The following is a 16,733-nucleotide window of genomic DNA, read 5'->3' on the forward strand; positions in this document are numbered from 1 at the left end:
CGCGAAGCGGAGGCGGAAATGACCAAGACCGTTCTTTGCTATGGCGACTCGCTGACCTGGGGTTATGACGCCGAGACGATCGGCCGTCATGACTACAAGAATCGCTGGCCGAGCGTGCTTCAGGCAGCGCTCGGCAGCGATGCCCGCATCATTGCCGAAGGCCTGAACGGTCGCACCACCGCCTTCGACGATCACCTCGCCGATTGCGACCGCAACGGGGCGCGCGTCCTGCCGACGATCCTGCAGACGCATGCGCCGCTCGATCTTGTCATCCTCCTGCTCGGCACCAACGACATGAAGCCGGTCGTGGCGGGTTCGGCCTTTGCCGCCTGCCAGGGCATCAGCCGCCTCGTGCGGCTGATCCGCAATCACGCCTGGCCCTTCGAATTCGATGGGCCGGAGATCCTGATCGTGGCGCCACCGGCGATCTGCGCGACGGGCAATGTGCCTTTTGCCGCATCCTTTCCCGGCGGAATCGAAGAATCGGCCAAGCTTGCAACGCTCTATCGTGACCTTGCCGACGAACTCGGCTGCGGCTTTTTCGACGGCAATTCCGTCGCCAAGACCACGCCGATCGACGGCATTCATCTCGATGCTGAGAACACGCGTGCGCTCGGACGCGGCCTGGAATCGATCGTGCGGATGATGCTGGGGATCTGAAAATGGCTGCCTTCGTCGCCCTGCGGCAGGCCTCGCGGCGGGATGCCTCGGAGCTGGCGATCCTGGCGGATATCGCCTCGCATGGCTTTGCCTCGTGGCTTTGGTTCGCCGATGTGGCGAACGGCATAAGCGACACACCTTTGGAGCGGGGGCGGCTGAAAATGAGTGAAGAGGAAGCCGTTGGCGGCTGGCGGGATGCGGTGATCGCCGAGGCTTATGGCGAGGTTGCGGGCGTGGCAATCGGCCATACGCTCGGGGAAGGCATAGGCGATATCGAGGCGACGAGCGCGGCGACCGAGCCGATGCTCGTCTTGCAGAAGACGGTTGTGGGAAGCTGGTTCATCGGCAGTCTCGGCGTCTACCGCCATCTGCGTGGCATCGGCATCGGGCGAACGTTGCTGGAGGATCAGATCGACAGGGCCGATGGCCGGCCTGTCAGTCTCATTACCGCAAGTGATAACGAGGCGGCTCTGTCGCTTTATGGAAGAAACGGATTCTCGGAGGCTGCGCGCGCTGATGCCGTGCCGCTCTTCGAAAACAGCAAGAGACACGCGTGGGTGCTCATGACCCGCAGCGCAGCGTAAACGAAGGGCAGGACACATATGGCTGAATCCTACGACGTCATCATCATCGGCTCCGGCCCCGGCGGCTATGTCGCCGCCATCCGTGCGGCCCAGCTCGGCCTGAAGACGGCGATCGTCGAGCGCGAGCATATGGGTGGCATCTGCCTGAACTGGGGCTGCATACCCACAAAGGCGCTACTGCGTTCGGCCGAGGTGCTGGATCACGCCAACCACTTCAAGGATTTCGGTCTCGTTCTCGAAGGTACCGTCAAGCCGGACGCCAAGGCCGTCGTCGGCCGCTCGCGCGCCGTCTCCGCCCGTCTCAATGCCGGCGTCGGCTTCCTGATGAAGAAGAACAAGATCGACATCATCTGGGGCGAGGCAAAGATCACCAAACCAGGCGAGATCGTCGTCGGCAAGTCGTCGAAGCCGGTCGTCGAGCCGCAGCATCCGCTGCCGAAGAACGTCAAGGGCGAGGGCACCTATACTGCCAAGCACATCATCATCGCCACCGGCGCCCGTCCGCGCGCACTGCCCGGAATCGAGCCGGACGGCAAGCTGATCTGGACCTATTTCGAGGCGCTGAAGCCCGACGCGCTGCCGAAGTCGCTGATCGTCATGGGCTCGGGCGCGATCGGCATCGAATTCGCCAGCTTCTACCGCTCGATGGGCGTCGATGTGACGGTTGTCGAAGTCATGCCGACGATCATGCCGGTCGAGGATGCCGAAATCACCGCCATCGCCCGCAAGCAGCTGGAAAAGCGAGGCCTGAAGATCTTCACCAGCGCCAAGGTCACCAAGGTCGAGAAGGGGGCGGGCAGCATCACTGCCCATGTCGAGACGTCGGACGGCAAGGTGCAGCAGATCACCGCCGACCGGATGATTTCGGCTGTCGGCGTTCAGGGCAACATCGAAAATCTCGGCCTCGAAGCGCTCGGCATCAAGACCGATCGCGGCTGCGTCGTCGCCGACGGTTACGGCAAGACCAATGTCGCCGGCATCTATGCCATCGGCGACGTCGCCGGCCCGCCGATGCTGGCGCACAAGGCGGAACATGAAGGTGTCGTCTGCGTCGAAAAGATCGCCGGCCTGCCGAACGTTCATCCCACAGACAAGGGCAAGGTCCCCGGCTGCACCTATTGCAATCCGCAGGTCGCCTCTGTCGGCCTCACCGAAGCCAAGGCCAAGGAGCTCGGCCGCGACATCCGCGTCGGCCGCTTCTCCTTTGCCGCCAACGGCAAGGCGATCGCGCTCGGCGAAGACCAGGGCATGGTCAAGGTGATCTTCGACAAGAAGACCGGCGAGCTGCTCGGCGCCCACATGGTCGGCGCCGAAGTCACCGAACTCATCCAGGGCTTCGTCGTTGCGATGAACCTCGAGACGACAGAGGAAGAGCTGATGCACACGATCTTCCCGCATCCCACAGTTTCCGAGACGATGAAGGAAGCGGTGCTCGATGCCTATGGCCGTGTGCTGAACGCTTGATAATTTCCGGGGCCGCCCTCTTTGTCCGGGGTGGAAATTTGCTCCCGGGGTGGAAAGCCACGCCGGGAGTGGAAAAATCGAAAGGAGATCCTCATGTCTATGGAGACGCAGGCGTTGCTGGTGTTTTTGCTGATCGGCCTGGTGGCGGGCTTCCTTGCAAGTCTCGTCGTCGGTGGCGGCGGCTTGATCAGGTGCCTGCTGAGCGGCATCATCGGCGCCTTCGTCGGCGGCTATCTGTTCAGCGCGCTCGGCATTTCGCTGGGCATTGAGAACGCGCTGGTCGTACAGATCATCCACGCCACCGTCGGTGCCATCATAGTGGTTCTGGTCGCCAGAGCGGTCGCTTAGGGGTAAGGGCGGGTATGGAAGGCGTGGGCTGGATCTCGGCAATCATCATCGGCGGGCTTGCAGGCTGGCTCGCCGGCAAGCTGATGGAGGCGCGGTACGGGATTTTCCTGAACATCGTGCTCGGCATCGCCGGCTCGGTCGTCGCCACCGCCATCCTCGCCCAATTCCATGTCCAGCTCGCCGGCGGCCGGCTCGGTTATTTCGTGACGGGTTTCCTTGGCGCCTGCCTGCTGATATTCCTTGCGCGGCTGGTGCGGCGCTAGATCAAGAGATGATGCCGCTTAAAGGGCGACGGAAAGCTGAAACTGCAATGGTGACCATTCTCGACACGATCAATCCCGACGCCAAGCGCGTGCGCCATCCCGAAAAGGCGCATCGGCCGGATACGGAAGTCATGCGCAAGCCGGACTGGATCCGCGTCAAGGCGCCGACCTCCAAAGGTTATGCCGAGACGCGGGCGATCGTGAAGGAGCACAAGCTCGTCACCGTCTGCGAGGAGGCCGGCTGCCCGAATATCGGCGAGTGCTGGGACAAGAAGCACGCCACCTTCATGATCATGGGCGAGATCTGTACCCGCGCCTGCGCCTTCTGCAATGTCGCCACCGGCAAGCCGAATGCGCTCGACATGGCCGAACCGGAAAATGTCGCCAAGGCGGTCAAGGAGATGGGCCTGTCCCACGTCGTCATCACCTCGGTCGACCGCGACGACCTCGAGGACGGCGGCGCCGAACATTTCGAAAAGGTGATCTGGGCGATCCGCGCCGCCTCGCCAATGACGACGATCGAAATCCTGACGCCGGACTTCCTGAAGAAACCGGGCGCGCTGGAGCGTGTTGTCGCCGCCAAACCCGACGTCTTCAACCACAATATGGAAACGGTCGCCGGCAACTATCTGACGGTTCGCCCCGGCGCCCGCTACTTCCACTCCATCCGGCTGCTGCAGCGGGTGAAGGAACTCGATCCCACCATGTTCACCAAGTCTGGCATCATGGTCGGCCTCGGCGAGGAGCGCAACGAAGTGCTGCAGCTGATGGACGACCTGCGCACTGCCGATGTCGATTTCCTGACGATCGGCCAATACCTGCAGCCGACCCGCAAGCACCACAAGGTCGAAAGCTTCGTCACCCCCGAAGAGTTCAAGTCCTATGAGACGGTCGCCTACAGCAAGGGCTTCCTGATGGTCGCCTCAAGCCCGCTGACCCGCTCCTCCCACCATGCCGGCGACGACTTCGCCCGGCTGAGAGCGGCTCGGGAAAAGAAGCTGTTGATGGCGGCTGAGTAAGGTTCGGCGCGCAATCTTTCGCCCTGGTCGGTCTGCGGACGACAATGCTTGCTAACCTCTCCTGCGTCATGCTCGGGCTTGTCCGACGGTTGTTCGGTTCACACTCACGATTGCCCCTCACCCTAACCCTCTCCCCGTTCTGACGGGGAGAGCCCTGCGAGTGACTGGAGAGAGGCGGAGAGGTCGCGACCCGCGGCTCGACCCCGGTCGGTGGCGGCAGGCGGATGAGGGGCAGCCTTCGCCGATCTCCCAGGCCGGGGGATGTCGCCTAGGTAGTGAGCTGCCGTTCGTGTCCCGAACAGCGAAAAACGCCAGAATCAAAGACAATCAGTGTCTTCCGTCCAGTCCAAATTTTTTAACCGGACGGCTGTGGGCTTGTCCGGAGCATCTGCTACCGATTAATGCGCAGCAGATCCTCCTTCTAATGATGCTCAAGCTGTGCAGATGCCGGCTACGGCGACCTTCTGAAACAGGTGCGGCCGAGCGACGGCGGATGCCGGGTATGCAGCGACCTGGGCGCGAAAGTCGGGATGAGTGAAGGCGGCTCGGAATGCCTCGTTCGATTCCCACATCGCATAATTCAGGTAGGTCATGCTCTCGCCGAGTGCTCGATGAAGCTGCGTCGAGATGAAGCCGGGCTGCCGCTTCATAAACTCGGCATCACGGCTCCAGACTTCGAGAAAACGCGGCTCATCAGCGGGATCGAGCGTGAAGAGGTTGATCAGCACGACCGGGGCTGCATCGACATCGAGCTGGCGGTGGATCGGAAAATTCTCATCAAGTGGTTGCATGTGCATGACTTCAGATCCCTTTCGTATTGGTGTAATGATGTCAATTTGGTGTGGTGCATACATAACTTGACATGATGATGTCAATAACAATATATGGTGACAAATGGATGAAGCGACGAGAACCACGACAGGCGACGCCTTGACGGAACTGATCCTTTCAATGTTTCGGGTGAATAACTTGACCTTGACCTGGGGAGACAGACTTGTGGCGGCCTATGGGCTGACCAGCGCACGCTGGCAAATCCTCGGGGCCATCGTCTATGCGGATCGGCCGCAGCCGGTGGCATGGCTGGCCCGGGACCTTGGTGCCAACCGCCAGAACGTGCAGCGCATCGTCAATGATCTGCACGGAGAGGGGCTGGTCGCCTTTGAACCCAATCCGCATCACCGGCGGGCGCAGCTCGTCGTGCTGACCGACAAAGGACGACAAACCTACGATGCTGCGATCGCAGCCTACAACCCGCGCGTCAACGCCATGGCCGCAGGGCTTTCACTTGCCGAAATCCAAACCGCACATCGCGTCATGACGAGGCTGCGGCACAGTCTCGAAGGAGAAATTGATGCTGAAAAGCACGACTGATCGCTACGGCGCCATCGCCGTCTCCATGCATTGGCTGACCGCCATATTCTTGCTCGTTGCCCTCGTCTCCGGCTTTCGAGCAGGCAATATCGTCGAACCGGTCGCAAAGGTGGCGCTCCTTCGTGTTCATATCCCAGCGGCGATCATGGTTCTTCTGCTGACCGTGTGCCGCATCGTGTGGTGGTGGCTTTTCGACAGGAAGCCGCTGCCTGTTCAGGGCGCGCCCTCGTGGCAAGAGTGGCTGGCCCGCGCCGTCCATCTTGCCTTCTACGTGGTCATCCTCGGCATGATTGCGAGCGGCGTCGGCATCATCGCGCTGAGCGGCGCGGCGCAAGCCATATTCGGTGCTGGCACGGAATTGCCGAACTTCTATCTCTATCCGCCGCGCCTGCCGCATGGGCTTGGGGCAAATCTCCTGCTGGCACTGCTTTCCGCACATATTGGAGCGGCACTGTTCCATCAGTTCGTCCGCAGCGACAGGTTGCTCCAGCGTATGTGGTATAGGCGCTGAGACCGCGCCGCCTTCGCCCCGTTCTCAGCTAAAATCCCGCCGTCGTATGCGCCAGCTTCTTGATCTTCTTGGCGCAGCCGCTTAAGTGCCGCCTATGCCGCACTTCGAAACGCACCGTTCCGTACCGCATACGCCCGACCAGATGTTCGATCTCGTTGCCGATGTCGAACGTTATCCCGAGTTCCTGCCGCTTTGCGAGGCGCTGTCGGTCAGAAGCCGCAAGGAGCGTGACGGCAGGATCCTGCTCGTGGCCGATATGACCGTCGGCTACAAGGCGATCCGCGAGACCTTCACGACCCAGGTGCTGTTGAACCGGGCCGAGCGTGTCATCGAAGTCAAATATATCGACGGTCCGTTCAAATATCTCGACAATCGCTGGCATTTCATCGAGACACCGGCTGGCGGCTGCACCATCAATTTCTTCATCGATTACGAATTCAAAAGCCGCATCCTTGGCGCTTTGATGGGCTCGATGTTCGACCGCGCCTTCCGCATGTTCACCGAAGCCTTCGAAACGCGCGCGAGTAAGATCTACGCTCCGGTCTGACGGCCGGTTGCAGGCACATCAATGCGTGAGCAGCAAACGCACCATCTCCAGCGCCGTCCTGACCGTTGCCAGCCGAACCTCACTGCGGCCGATGTCGCCATAGAGCATTTTCCGATGGATAAGGACGCCGGCGCGCGATTTGGCAGCGAGATGCACGAGGCCGACCGGCTTCTCGGCTGATCCGCCGCCGGGGCCGGCAATGCCGGTGACGGCGACGGCGATATCGGCGCGCGAGCGGAAGAGGGCGCCGTGCGCCATTTGCCGGGCGGTCTCCTCGGAGACTGCGCCGAAACGCAGCAATGTTTCCGCCTGCACCCCGAGCAGCTCGGTCTTGGCGCTATTCGTATAGGTGACGAAGCCGCGGTCGACGACGGCGGATGAGCCGGATATCTCCGTCAGCGCGCCTGATATCAGCCCGCCGGTGCAGGATTCGGCGGTTGACACCATCAGCCCTGCCGCGGTGAAGTCACGGATGATCGCCTCTGCCGCCGTAAGGATATCTGGAGGGAAAGGGCTCATCATTTCCTCCCGCGATAGACGACGGTCGCCGTGGCGATCGCCGCGATGCCTTCGCGCCTGCCCACGAAGCCGATCGTCTCGTTGGTCGTCGCCTTGACCGAGCAGCGCTCGAGATCGATGCCGAGATATTCCGACAGGTTCGCCCGCATGGCCTCGCGATGCGGGCCGACCTTCGGCGCCTCGGCGATCAGCGAGACATCGGCATTCATGATCGTGCCGCCGCGTTCGCGCACGATTCGCGCGGCATGCTCGATGAAGATCCGCGAAGCCGCTCCCTTCCACTGCGGGTCGGATGGCGGGAAATGATCGCCGATGTCGCCGGCGCCGCAGGTGGCAAGCAGCGCGTCGGTCAGCGCATGCAGCGCCACGTCGGCATCCGAATGGCCTTTCAGCTTCTGGTCGTGCGGAATGAACACGCCGCAGAGCGTGACGCCGTCGCCTGCTTCGAGCTGGTGCACATCGTAGCCGTTGCCGGTGCGCACATCAGGAAGCAGCGACGCCGACAGCTTGTCGTCGGCCATGACAATATCGCTTTTAACAGTCAGCTTGACGTTATCTCCCGTGCCCTCGACGATCGTCACCGGAATGCCCAGCCATTCGGCGATCGAGGCATCGTCGGTGAAATCGCTGCGCCCGCTCGCCGCCGCCTTTTCATGCGCGTCGAGAATGGTTTCGAAAGCGAAGGATTGCGGCGTCTGCGCCGAATAAAGCTGCTCGCGTGAAACCGTCGTCAGCACCGTGCCGGCGCCGTCGGCGCGTTTCAGAGTATCGGTTACCGGCATGGCCGGCAGCACTGCCGCCGCGCCGTTGCCAAGGCTTTCGGCAATGCGGTCGAGAAGCGCGTGGTCGAAAAAGGGCCGCACCGCATCGTGAATCAGCACATGGCTGACATGCTTGTCCTTGAGGTATCGAAGGCCGGCCAGCACCGATTGCTGCCGGGTGGGGCCGCCATGCACGATTTCGATCGGCGTTGCCGAAATGATATGGCGAAACGCCTTGGCAAACAGCGCCTCGTCATCGGGATGAATGACGACGACGATCTCGGTCGCCAGCTCCCATGTCATGAAGTTTTCAAGCGTATGGGCGATAACCGGCTTGCCGCCGATCAGGCGATATTGCTTGGGACCGTCCTTGGAGGATCCGGCCCGCTCGCCGCGGCCGGCGGCAACGATGACAATTCCGGCCGATATCGGTTGCTTGGACGGCATTTGCAGCATAAATCCCCTAAAATATGCGGAATTGACCGGAGTGCTCTAACCTCTTGCTTGGGCCTTTTCCAGCATCTGCCCGAAAAATATCGATTCCGATCCAAGCCCCCTTGGCAAAGCCATGGATCTATGGCTAAAAATAATGCAGTTACACGGTGTGCCTGAAAGATAATCATTTGATTTGCAAGGACCTCGCAGCGCCTCTCCGAATCGGATCCGTATCCGTGCGGAACCGCGTTGTGCTGGCGCCAATGTCCGGCGTCACGGACGTGCCGTTCCGCGAGCTGGCGTGGCGCTTTGGCGCCGGCCTTGTAGTCACCGAAATGGTGGCGAGCCGCGAACTGGTCAACGATACGGCCGAATCCTGGTCGCGGCTCAAGGCGGCGGGCTTCCGACCGCACATGGTGCAGCTTGCCGGCCGGGAGGCGCACTGGATGGCGGAGGCGGCGAAGATCGCCGCCGATCACGGCGCCGATATCATCGACGTCAATATGGGCTGCCCGGCAAAGAAGGTGATCGGCGGTTATTCCGGCTCGGCGCTGATGCGCGACCCCGATCACGCGCTCGGCCTGATCGAGGCGACGGTCAAGGCCGTCGACATTCCGGTGACGCTCAAAATGCGCCTTGGCTGGGACGAGAATTCCATCAACGCGCCCGACATTGCGCGCCGCGCCGAAGGCGCCGGTATTCAGCTCGTCACCATTCATGGGCGGACCCGCATGCAATTCTACGAAGGCCGCGCCGATTGGGATGCGATCCATGCCGTCCGTGACGTCATCTCCATCCCGCTGATCGCCAATGGCGATGTCGAAACCGCCGCGGATGCGCAGGAAATCCTGCGCCGTTCCGGCGCCGATGCCATGATGATCGGCAGGGGCTGCCAGGGCAGGCCGTGGCATGCCGGCGTGCTTGCCGGTGCGGCGGAGCCGCGACGCGAAGACATTGCCGATATCGCCGTCGAACATTACCGGATGATGCTCGATTTCTACGGCGAGGCGGTGGCGATCCGCCATGCCCGCAAGCATCTCGGCTGGTATCTCGAGCGTTTTGCCCCCGCGCTGGCCGGCGGCGAGAAGGCTGCGATCATGACCTCGCGCGATCCGGGCGAGGTGGCCGCGCGCCTTTACGATGCGCTTGATACAGCTCTTGTCGATAGCCGGGAGGCGGCATGACGAAGGATACGATATCTCCGCCCGATCAGACCGGCGGAACCGTCGCCATGGCCGTGCTGAACGCCATCCAGAACCCGGTCGTCATGGTCGACGAATCCGGCTTCGTCGCCTTCGCCAATTGGGAGGCGGAAGCCTTCTTCGGCGCCAGCGCCCCGCATCTGGCGCGTTACCGCATCTCCACCTTCATTCCCTTCGGCAGCCCGCTGCTCGCCCTGATCGATCAGGTGCGGGAGCGCAAGGCGCCGGTCAACGAATATCGCGTCGACCTGAGTTCGCCCCGCCTCGGCCAGGACAAGCTCGTCGATCTCTACGTCGCCCCGGTGCTCAGCGAGCCCGGCGCCGTCGTCATCGTGTTTCAGGAACGATCGATGGCCGACAAGATCGACCGGCAGCTGACGCATCGCGCCGCCGCCCGCTCGGTGACCGGTCTCGCCTCGATGCTGGCGCATGAGATCAAGAACCCGCTCTCCGGCATCCGTGGCGCCGCCCAGCTGCTCGAACAGTCCGCGGTTGACGACGACCGGGCGCTGACCCGGCTGATCTGCGACGAGACCGACCGCATCGTCTCGCTGGTCGACCGCATGGAAGTCTTTTCCGACGAACGTCCTGTTGACCGCATGCCGGTCAATATCCATTCCGTTCTCGATCATGTGAAGGCCGTCGCCAAGGCCGGTTTTGCTCGCAACATCCGCGTCACCGAAAGCTACGACCCGTCGCTGCCGGCCGTCTATGCCAATCGCGACCAGCTCGTCCAGGTCTTCCTCAATCTGGTGAAGAACGCCGCCGAAGCGGTCGGTGACCGGCCCGACGGCGAGATCATGCTGACGACCGCCTATCGCCCGGGCATCCGTCTTTCCGTCGCCGGCACCCGTGAAAAGATCTCGCTGCCCTTGGAATTCTGCGTTCACGACAATGGCCCCGGCGTTCCCGCCGATCTGCTGCCGCATCTCTTCGATCCCTTCATCACCACCAAGACGAACGGCAGCGGACTCGGCCTGGCGCTGGTCGCCAAAATCATCGGTGATCACGGCGGCATCATCGAATGCGACAGCCAGAACAGCCGCACGACTTTCCGCGTTCTCATGCCGGCGTCGAAAGACGTTTCGCTCGAGGATGCCTCTTCCGCAAGCTCGACAGGACCTTCTCGATGACAGCCACGATCCTCGTTGCAGATGATGATGCGGCGATCCGCACCGTGCTCAATCAGGCTTTGAGCCGCGCCGGCTATGACGTTCGCATCACTTCCAACGCCGCTACCCTCTGGCGCTGGATTTCGGCGGGCGAGGGTGATCTTGTCGTCACCGACGTGGTGATGCCTGACGAAAACGCCTTCGACCTGCTGCCGCGCATCAAGAAGGCGCGTCCCGATCTGCCGGTTCTCGTCATGAGCGCGCAGAACACCTTCATGACCGCCATCAAGGCTTCGGAGAAGGGCGCCTACGATTATCTGCCGAAGCCCTTCGACCTGACCGAGCTGATCGGCATCATCGGCCGCGCGCTCGCCGAGCCGAAGCGCAAGCCCGCCAAGCTCGAAGAGGATATGCAGGACGGCATGCCGCTCGTCGGCCGGTCGGCGGCGATGCAGGAAATCTACCGCGTGCTCGCCCGTCTTATGCAGACGGATCTGACGCTGATGATCACCGGCGAATCCGGCACTGGCAAGGAGCTTGTCGCCCGCGCGCTGCATGATTACGGCAAGCGCCGCAACGGCCCCTTCGTCGCGATCAACATGGCGGCGATCCCGCGCGACCTGATCGAATCCGAGCTCTTCGGCCATGAGAAGGGCGCCTTCACCGGCGCGCAGACCCGCTCGACCGGCCGTTTCGAGCAGGCCGAAGGCGGCACGCTCTTCCTCGACGAGATCGGCGACATGCCGATGGACGCCCAAACCCGGCTGCTGCGCGTGTTGCAGCAGGGCGAATACACCACCGTCGGCGGCCGCACGCCGATCCGCACCGACGTGCGCATCGTCGCCGCCACCAACAAGGATCTGAAGCAGGCAATCAACCAGGGCCTCTTCCGCGAGGACCTCTATTACCGCCTCAACGTCGTGCCGCTGCGCCTGCCGCCGTTGCGCGACCGCGCCGAGGATATTCCCGATCTCGTGCGCCATTTCATCCAGCAGGCCGAAAAGGAGGGCCTCGGCTCCAAACGCTTCGATCAGGAGGCGCTGGAACTGATGAAGGCCTATGCCTGGCCGGGCAATGTGCGCGAACTGGAAAACCTCATCCGCCGCCTGATGGCGCTCTATCCGCAGGATGTCATTACCCGCGAGATCATCGATGCCGAGCTGCGCTCCGACGTTCCCGATAGCCCGATCGACAAGGGGCCGATCCGCAACGGCTCGATGACGATCGCGCAAGCGGTCGAGGAGAACATGCGCACCTACTTCTCCAGCTTCGGCGAAAACCTGCCGCCGCCCGGCCTCTATGACCGGGTGCTGACCGAGATGGAATACCCGTTGATCCTTGCTGCGCTCACGGCAACGCGCGGCAACCAGATCAAGGCGGCCGATCTCCTCGGCCTCAACCGCAACACATTGCGCAAGAAGATCAGGGAACTCGGCGTTTCGGTTTACAGAAGCTCCCGCACGACCTGAAAAAGGCGGTGGGCTCCTCGTTTGCCCACCGCCTCCTCCTCCCAGTATCCGCCGCCACGCTCGGGAACAAAATTAAATCTATCCCAGCCCCGTCACGGTTTGTATCTGCGCCGGAAAACAAAAACGCAGTGTCATTTGATAGTCACATAGTATTTGCGAGCTATTGTTTGCCGCCGCGCAAATGTCATTGAAGTTGCTGCGGTCGCCGCCACCACGCCTGTGGATAAGCTGTGGATAACAGGTGGATGGCATGGACCGGTCAGCGGGCGACGGCGGCCCGATTTCGCCCGGATGTTGCTAGTTCGTTCCAAGGAGCGTCATCGCCGTTGCTTCCGTCGGGCTTAGGTCATTGAGGAAGTAGCTCTTCGCGGTCAGAGTGACGAGACAACCGCCGAAACAACCTGTTTCGCAGCGGCTACGGCCCCGGCAAGAAAGCCGGGTTCAATCGCGCTCGTCTCGCGGCCGGCCATGGCCAGCCGCCGGCTCCACCGTCCCGACACCCAATTCGTATCCTCGGCCGATAGGTGTCCCGCCGCGACGCGGTCACGGCTTGTGGCAGTCAATGGATCGGCTGCCCAGTCTTTCAAAATAGTGCTGCGCGGCTCCAATGCGCCAGCGCCGAAAATTCGCCCGAACTGAGCAAGGCAGGCCTTGTTCAACAGCTCTTCGCCGCGTGCCGCTCGCTGATCCGCGCCGGTGCCGATGAAGACGAAGAGGGCTGCCTTTCCATTCGCCAGCGTCGCGTCATGCATCTCGACCATCGGCCCGACCATGCTCTGGGCGGTGCCCGACAATCCGCCGTCCCGCCAGAAGGGCCGATCATAGATTGCGAAAAACTTGGCGTGCGGCGCCATCCAGGTCGGCGTATCGCGCCAGCGAGCCAAGCTGGATTGGTCCTGCTGCGGCGTGAAAGTCACGTTTGCTTCGAGCAGTCGAGGCGGCAGGGCGCAGATGACCTGCTGCGCGTGGATCACTGCGGCCATGCCGCCGGCAGCGTTCGAGGTAATCTCGACACCGTCACCGGTAAGCGCCATGGCCGAAACATAGCTGTTGAGTTGAATCCTGTCGGCCGGGATCCCTCGGTGCAATGCTCGCACCAGCGCCGCCGAACCGCCGGTCAGTCGAAGCGATTTTCACTGCTGTTCGACCGGGCGATACCTCTGCGGTCCTTCCCGCGACATTCGCTCGAATATTACATCGCCATCATTGTTTTGCGAGAACGAAGGGAGCCCCAGTTCCAGGACGAGGTCGGCCATGTCAGGCTGCATCAGCGGCCAGAACCAGGAAGGGCCGAGATCGAACCCGTCGTCCGAAGAAATTCCATGTTCGTCTGATGTCAGGATGCGGCCGCCCAGCCGATCCCTCGCTTCAAGCAACAGGAAGTCGATGCCCTTCGAATTGAGGGCCCGTGCGGCGCAGAGCCCGGCGAGCCCTCCGCCGACGACGGCAACTTGGCATCTTTTCATCAAAACACCTCTGGCCCGCCGGCAGAATGCGGATGCGGGCGAATTTCAGCGCAGGTTTTATTTACAGGACCACGCATGCCGGCGTCCAGTCAAAGACGCCGAGCAAGGTGATCTGCTACGATGGGAGCTTCAAAACATCGGCGTGCTGCAATGGTGCGTCTTTGATCCAGGCAGATGCACCCTCTGGACCGGCGCTCGCCATCAGGTTTTCGCCTTCGGGCAGCCGCATCCAGCTCTGGGATCGAAGTCGCTCCGTCCCGATAGACAGCTCGCCTTCGAGAACCAGCAGCTCCAATCCGCGATGATTCGAAAGTTTGATCGAGGCGCTGCTACCCCACCTTTGCAGACAGACCTGCTCATGACCGTCATCGAACAGGATCGTTGCGGTGACGGCATCGTTTTGAAGTCCAGGCTCTCCTTCACCGGGTTTGCGCACGATTTGCGCCTCGTCGCCCTCGCGAAACTGCCAGAGCTTGACGAAGATGGTGCAGCCGTCAGCGGATGCAGGCGCATGCGACGTACCCGGCGGATTTCGGAAGTATGATCCGGCCGGGAAACGACCGTGTTCGTCCTCGAATATCCCATCGAGCACCAATATTTCCTCACCGCCCGTGTGGGTATGAGACGGAAATACGCTGCCTGCGGCATAGCGGACAATCGAGGTCGCCCGAGCCACTTCCTGGCCGACACGATAAAGCATCCGACGATCGACCCCGCGGGCCGGACTGGCAACCCAGTCGAGTTTCGCGGCGTGCACAACGGTCGGCTTAGTGAAATCATCATTCAGACGCATTGTTTTTCTCCATGGTCAGCACCACTCGAAACTTGACGCCACCGGACTTCATCTTTTCGAAAGCGCTCGCGGCCTGTTCGAACTGCATGGTCTCGAACTGGGGACGCACGCCAACGAGGACGGAAAAGTCCAAGGTTTTTTCGTTCTCGAAAGGCGTTCCGGTGATCGAACCCAACACGCTGCGCTCACCGCCGACCAGCGGTCCTGACGACACCGTCAAAGGGTCCTTTCCGATCCCAAGGACGACAAGCCGGCTTTGCGCCGCGATCCCCGGCATGAGTGCCGAAACCATCTGCAGGTCTCCGATGGTGGAAATAACGGCCTTCGCACCGCCAAGGCGCTGCAGATACTCTACTGCGTTTTCCCTCGCCGTATCGATATAATCATGGGCGCCGAGCGATCTGGCGTCGTCAGCAATGTCGTCGCCCCGTCCGATGGCAGTCACCTTGAAACCCATCTTGCGGGCATATTGCAGCGCCATGTGGCCAAGACCGCCTATGCCGACAATGGCCACGACGTCGCCGGCTTCCGCGCCACATTTCTTCAGTGCGTTGAAGATGGCGAGCCCCGCGCACAGGATCGGCGCGGCCTCCTCGGCCGTGAGTTCGTCGGGTATCGCGACAAGCCCGGTATTGCGGGCGATCATCATCTCGGCATAGCCGCCGTCACAGGTCGCGCCGACGATCGGCTGGTTCGTGCACAGCTGAAATTGGCCACCGCGGCACGCGTCGCATTCGTTGCAGTGACCGCCAAGGCGACCGACTCCAACTCTTTGGCCGATTTTCCATCGTGCGGGTGTCCCCCGTCCTATGGCAGCAATCCTGCCGACCACCTCGTGACCCGGCACTCGAGGCAAACGGCCATTGGTGTCCGGCCTCTCAATGTCTTTAGCGTCCGCACCGCAGATTCCACAGGCATCGACCGCAATCAGCACTTCGCCGTCGCCCGGCGTCGGAATTGCTCTCTCCACCAACTCAAGCGTGCCTGGGCTCGTCACCTGCATCGCGCGATATGTCCGTTTCATATGAACCTCCTGGAATGTCACAAGGTGAATGCCGAGGCCGAGCGCTTGGGAAGGCCTTGCCATATCCGTTCAATGTCTGCCGCGACCCGTAGAGCCGCTTCCGCCGCGCCTTCCAGGTAGCCCGGGTTGGTCACGCTGGTTTCGGAACCGGCCAGCATCAGCACCGGCGACCAGTCTCCCGACACCCACGGCCGAGCGTCGGGGAGGGGATGACCGGCGGCGATCAGGTCGTCCTCGGTCGCCGTCAACGCGTCGGCGGCCCAGTCTTTGTACAAGGTCGCCACCGGTGTCCGGGCTTTATCTCCGAACAGTCGGACGAGCTGTTCAACAGACGCTTGGATGATCGGTTCGGGTCCGATCGTTCGACGCTGCGCGGCAGTTAGGCCGACGAAGCCGAACAGCGCTGCCTTGCCGGACGATGTCGTCGCGTCATGTATTTCCCCGAGCGGGCCGATCATACTCTGCGCCGCACCGGAGAGCCCGTCACTTCGCCAAAACGCTTCATTGTAGATTGCGAAAAACTTGGCGTGGGGAGCCATCCAGGTCGGCGTCGAACGCCACCGTCGAGTCAAGGCAGGATCGATGGGCGGCTCGAACGTAATGGAGCGGTCGATCAGGCGGGGCGGCATTGCGAGCACCACGATCGCAGCCTCCATCGTCTCGGCGGCTCCATCCGGGCCTTCCAGCGTTACCGACACCGAGCCGTCCAGACGAGTGAGACCCGTCACTCTCGTGCCGAGCCGCACATGTTCGGCGGCAATTCGACCTCTCAATGCCGCGATGAGCGAGGCGGTGCCGCCCTTCATGCGCATCGAGCGCGGCTCGCGTTGAAAGGTTGGAAAGCGCTGAGGCGCGATGCTTGCGGACCGCTCAAGGACGATGTCGCCCTCGTCATTCTGGGCAAAAAGCCGGATGCCCAGCCTATCTGCCAGAGAAGAGAGGGCTGGCTGCATCTCCGGCCAAATCCAGGATGGGCCGAGATCGAATCCGTCTTCGGACGGCAATCCGTCGTTCCCGGCCGAAAGAATTCGGCCTCCCAAGCGGTCACGCGCTTCGACGAGGACGAATTCAATGTCTGCCGACTGCATTGCATGAGCAACCGTCAGGCCCGCAATACCGCCGCCAACAATCATGACCGGAAGGGTCATTGGCCGCCCCGAAGGCAGGTCTCGTTATTCAACATGA

18 protein-coding genes and 1 pseudogene are annotated in these 16,733 nt (G+C 62.0%); 12 read left to right on the forward strand and 7 right to left on the reverse strand.

The window, feature by feature from the left end; genetic code table 11:
- Window positions 1–18: 18 nt before the first annotated feature.
- The 6 genes from N2597_RS08575 (at window position 19) to lipA (ending at window position 4,338) form a co-directional block, all read left to right on the forward strand.
- Complete coding sequence (locus N2597_RS08575) at window positions 19–660, forward strand: SGNH/GDSL hydrolase family protein (protein ID WP_183596389.1); 642 nt, start codon at window positions 19–21, stop codon at window positions 658–660.
- A gap of 2 nt (window positions 661–662) precedes the next feature.
- Complete coding sequence (locus tag N2597_RS08580) at window positions 663–1,244, forward strand: GNAT family N-acetyltransferase (protein WP_077993829.1); 582 nt, start codon at window positions 663–665, stop codon at window positions 1,242–1,244.
- A gap of 18 nt (window positions 1,245–1,262) precedes the next feature.
- Window positions 1,263–2,708 (forward strand): dihydrolipoyl dehydrogenase, encoded by a 1,446-nt coding sequence (gene lpdA, locus N2597_RS08585; RefSeq protein ID WP_077993826.1) that lies wholly within the window; start codon window positions 1,263–1,265, stop codon window positions 2,706–2,708.
- 93 nt (window positions 2,709–2,801) lie between these two features.
- Entirely contained in the window at window positions 2,802–3,056 is a 255-nt protein-coding gene (locus tag N2597_RS08590) for a GlsB/YeaQ/YmgE family stress response membrane protein (RefSeq protein WP_011425215.1), read from the forward strand.
- Between the two features lie 14 nt (window positions 3,057–3,070).
- Complete coding sequence (locus N2597_RS08595) at window positions 3,071–3,319, forward strand: GlsB/YeaQ/YmgE family stress response membrane protein (RefSeq protein ID WP_009984605.1); 249 nt, start codon at window positions 3,071–3,073, stop codon at window positions 3,317–3,319.
- A gap of 47 nt (window positions 3,320–3,366) precedes the next feature.
- Complete coding sequence (gene lipA, locus N2597_RS08600) at window positions 3,367–4,338, forward strand: lipoyl synthase (protein ID WP_077993824.1); 972 nt, start codon at window positions 3,367–3,369, stop codon at window positions 4,336–4,338.
- A gap of 431 nt (window positions 4,339–4,769) precedes the next feature.
- Here the strand turns inward: lipA and N2597_RS08605 are convergent, their stop codons facing one another.
- A complete protein-coding gene (locus N2597_RS08605; protein WP_077993821.1) occupies window positions 4,770–5,129 on the reverse strand; it encodes an antibiotic biosynthesis monooxygenase family protein in 360 nt (119 codons plus the stop codon).
- Window positions 5,130–5,232: 103 nt separating this feature from the next.
- Here N2597_RS08605 and N2597_RS08610 point away from each other — a divergent pair, with 103 nt between their 5' ends.
- From N2597_RS08610 to N2597_RS08620, 3 genes are all read left to right on the forward strand, one after another.
- Complete coding sequence (locus tag N2597_RS08610) at window positions 5,233–5,709, forward strand: MarR family winged helix-turn-helix transcriptional regulator (protein ID WP_106795583.1); 477 nt, start codon at window positions 5,233–5,235, stop codon at window positions 5,707–5,709.
- Complete coding sequence (locus N2597_RS08615; RefSeq protein ID WP_183596387.1) at window positions 5,690–6,220, forward strand: cytochrome b; 531 nt, start codon at window positions 5,690–5,692, stop codon at window positions 6,218–6,220. The genes N2597_RS08610 and N2597_RS08615 overlap by 20 nt, the downstream gene beginning before the upstream one ends.
- Before the next feature lie 94 nt (window positions 6,221–6,314).
- Window positions 6,315–6,767 (forward strand): type II toxin-antitoxin system RatA family toxin, encoded by a 453-nt coding sequence (locus tag N2597_RS08620; RefSeq protein ID WP_077993816.1) that lies wholly within the window; start codon window positions 6,315–6,317, stop codon window positions 6,765–6,767.
- Window positions 6,768–6,785: 18 nt separating this feature from the next.
- Here N2597_RS08620 and N2597_RS08625 read toward each other — a convergent pair whose 3' ends face one another.
- Both N2597_RS08625 and N2597_RS08630 read right to left on the reverse strand, forming a co-directional pair.
- Window positions 6,786–7,286, reverse strand: coding sequence for a CinA family protein (locus tag N2597_RS08625; RefSeq protein WP_077993813.1), 501 nt, complete (start codon window positions 7,284–7,286; stop codon window positions 6,786–6,788).
- A complete protein-coding gene (locus N2597_RS08630; RefSeq protein ID WP_106795584.1) occupies window positions 7,286–8,503 on the reverse strand; it encodes a bifunctional 2-C-methyl-D-erythritol 4-phosphate cytidylyltransferase/2-C-methyl-D-erythritol 2,4-cyclodiphosphate synthase in 1,218 nt (405 codons plus the stop codon). Before N2597_RS08630 ends, N2597_RS08625 begins: the two co-directional genes overlap by 1 nt.
- Window positions 8,504–8,649: 146 nt before the next feature.
- Here N2597_RS08630 and dusB point away from each other — a divergent pair, with 146 nt between their 5' ends.
- The 3 genes from dusB to ntrC are packed head-to-tail and all read left to right on the forward strand — an operon-like array spanning window position 8,650 to window position 12,265.
- Window positions 8,650–9,666 (forward strand): tRNA dihydrouridine synthase DusB, encoded by a 1,017-nt coding sequence (dusB, locus tag N2597_RS08635; RefSeq protein ID WP_183596384.1) that lies wholly within the window; start codon window positions 8,650–8,652, stop codon window positions 9,664–9,666.
- Window positions 9,663–10,817: a two-component system sensor histidine kinase NtrB gene (locus N2597_RS08640; RefSeq protein ID WP_038688730.1), complete on the forward strand. Its 1,155-nt coding sequence runs from the start codon at window positions 9,663–9,665 to the stop codon at window positions 10,815–10,817. Before dusB ends, N2597_RS08640 begins: the two co-directional genes overlap by 4 nt.
- Entirely contained in the window at window positions 10,814–12,265 is a 1,452-nt protein-coding gene (gene ntrC / locus N2597_RS08645; protein WP_183596382.1) for a nitrogen regulation protein NR(I), read from the forward strand. Before N2597_RS08640 ends, ntrC begins: the two co-directional genes overlap by 4 nt.
- A 371-nt stretch (window positions 12,266–12,636) precedes the next feature.
- On the opposite strand, the pseudogene N2597_RS08650 reads toward ntrC, so the two are convergent.
- The 4 genes and pseudogenes from N2597_RS08650 to N2597_RS08665 all read right to left on the reverse strand — a co-directional run bounded on the left by N2597_RS08650 (window position 12,637) and on the right by N2597_RS08665 (window position 16,696).
- Window positions 12,637–13,731 (reverse strand): annotated as a pseudogene (locus N2597_RS08650) (flavin monoamine oxidase family protein).
- A gap of 115 nt (window positions 13,732–13,846) precedes the next feature.
- Window positions 13,847–14,524 (reverse strand): cupin domain-containing protein, encoded by a 678-nt coding sequence (locus N2597_RS08655; protein ID WP_183596380.1) that lies wholly within the window; start codon window positions 14,522–14,524, stop codon window positions 13,847–13,849.
- Complete coding sequence (locus N2597_RS08660; RefSeq protein ID WP_183736544.1) at window positions 14,511–15,548, reverse strand: alcohol dehydrogenase catalytic domain-containing protein; 1,038 nt, start codon at window positions 15,546–15,548, stop codon at window positions 14,511–14,513. The genes N2597_RS08655 and N2597_RS08660 overlap by 14 nt, the downstream gene beginning before the upstream one ends.
- Window positions 15,549–15,565: 17 nt before the next feature.
- Window positions 15,566–16,696: a flavin monoamine oxidase family protein gene (locus N2597_RS08665; protein WP_183596376.1), complete on the reverse strand. Its 1,131-nt coding sequence runs from the start codon at window positions 16,694–16,696 to the stop codon at window positions 15,566–15,568.
- Between the last annotated feature and the right edge of the window lie 37 nt (window positions 16,697–16,733).

Source organism: Rhizobium sophoriradicis, from assembly GCF_025200795.1.
In the GTDB taxonomy this organism is placed as follows: Bacteria; Pseudomonadota; Alphaproteobacteria; order Rhizobiales; family Rhizobiaceae; genus Rhizobium; species Rhizobium sophoriradicis.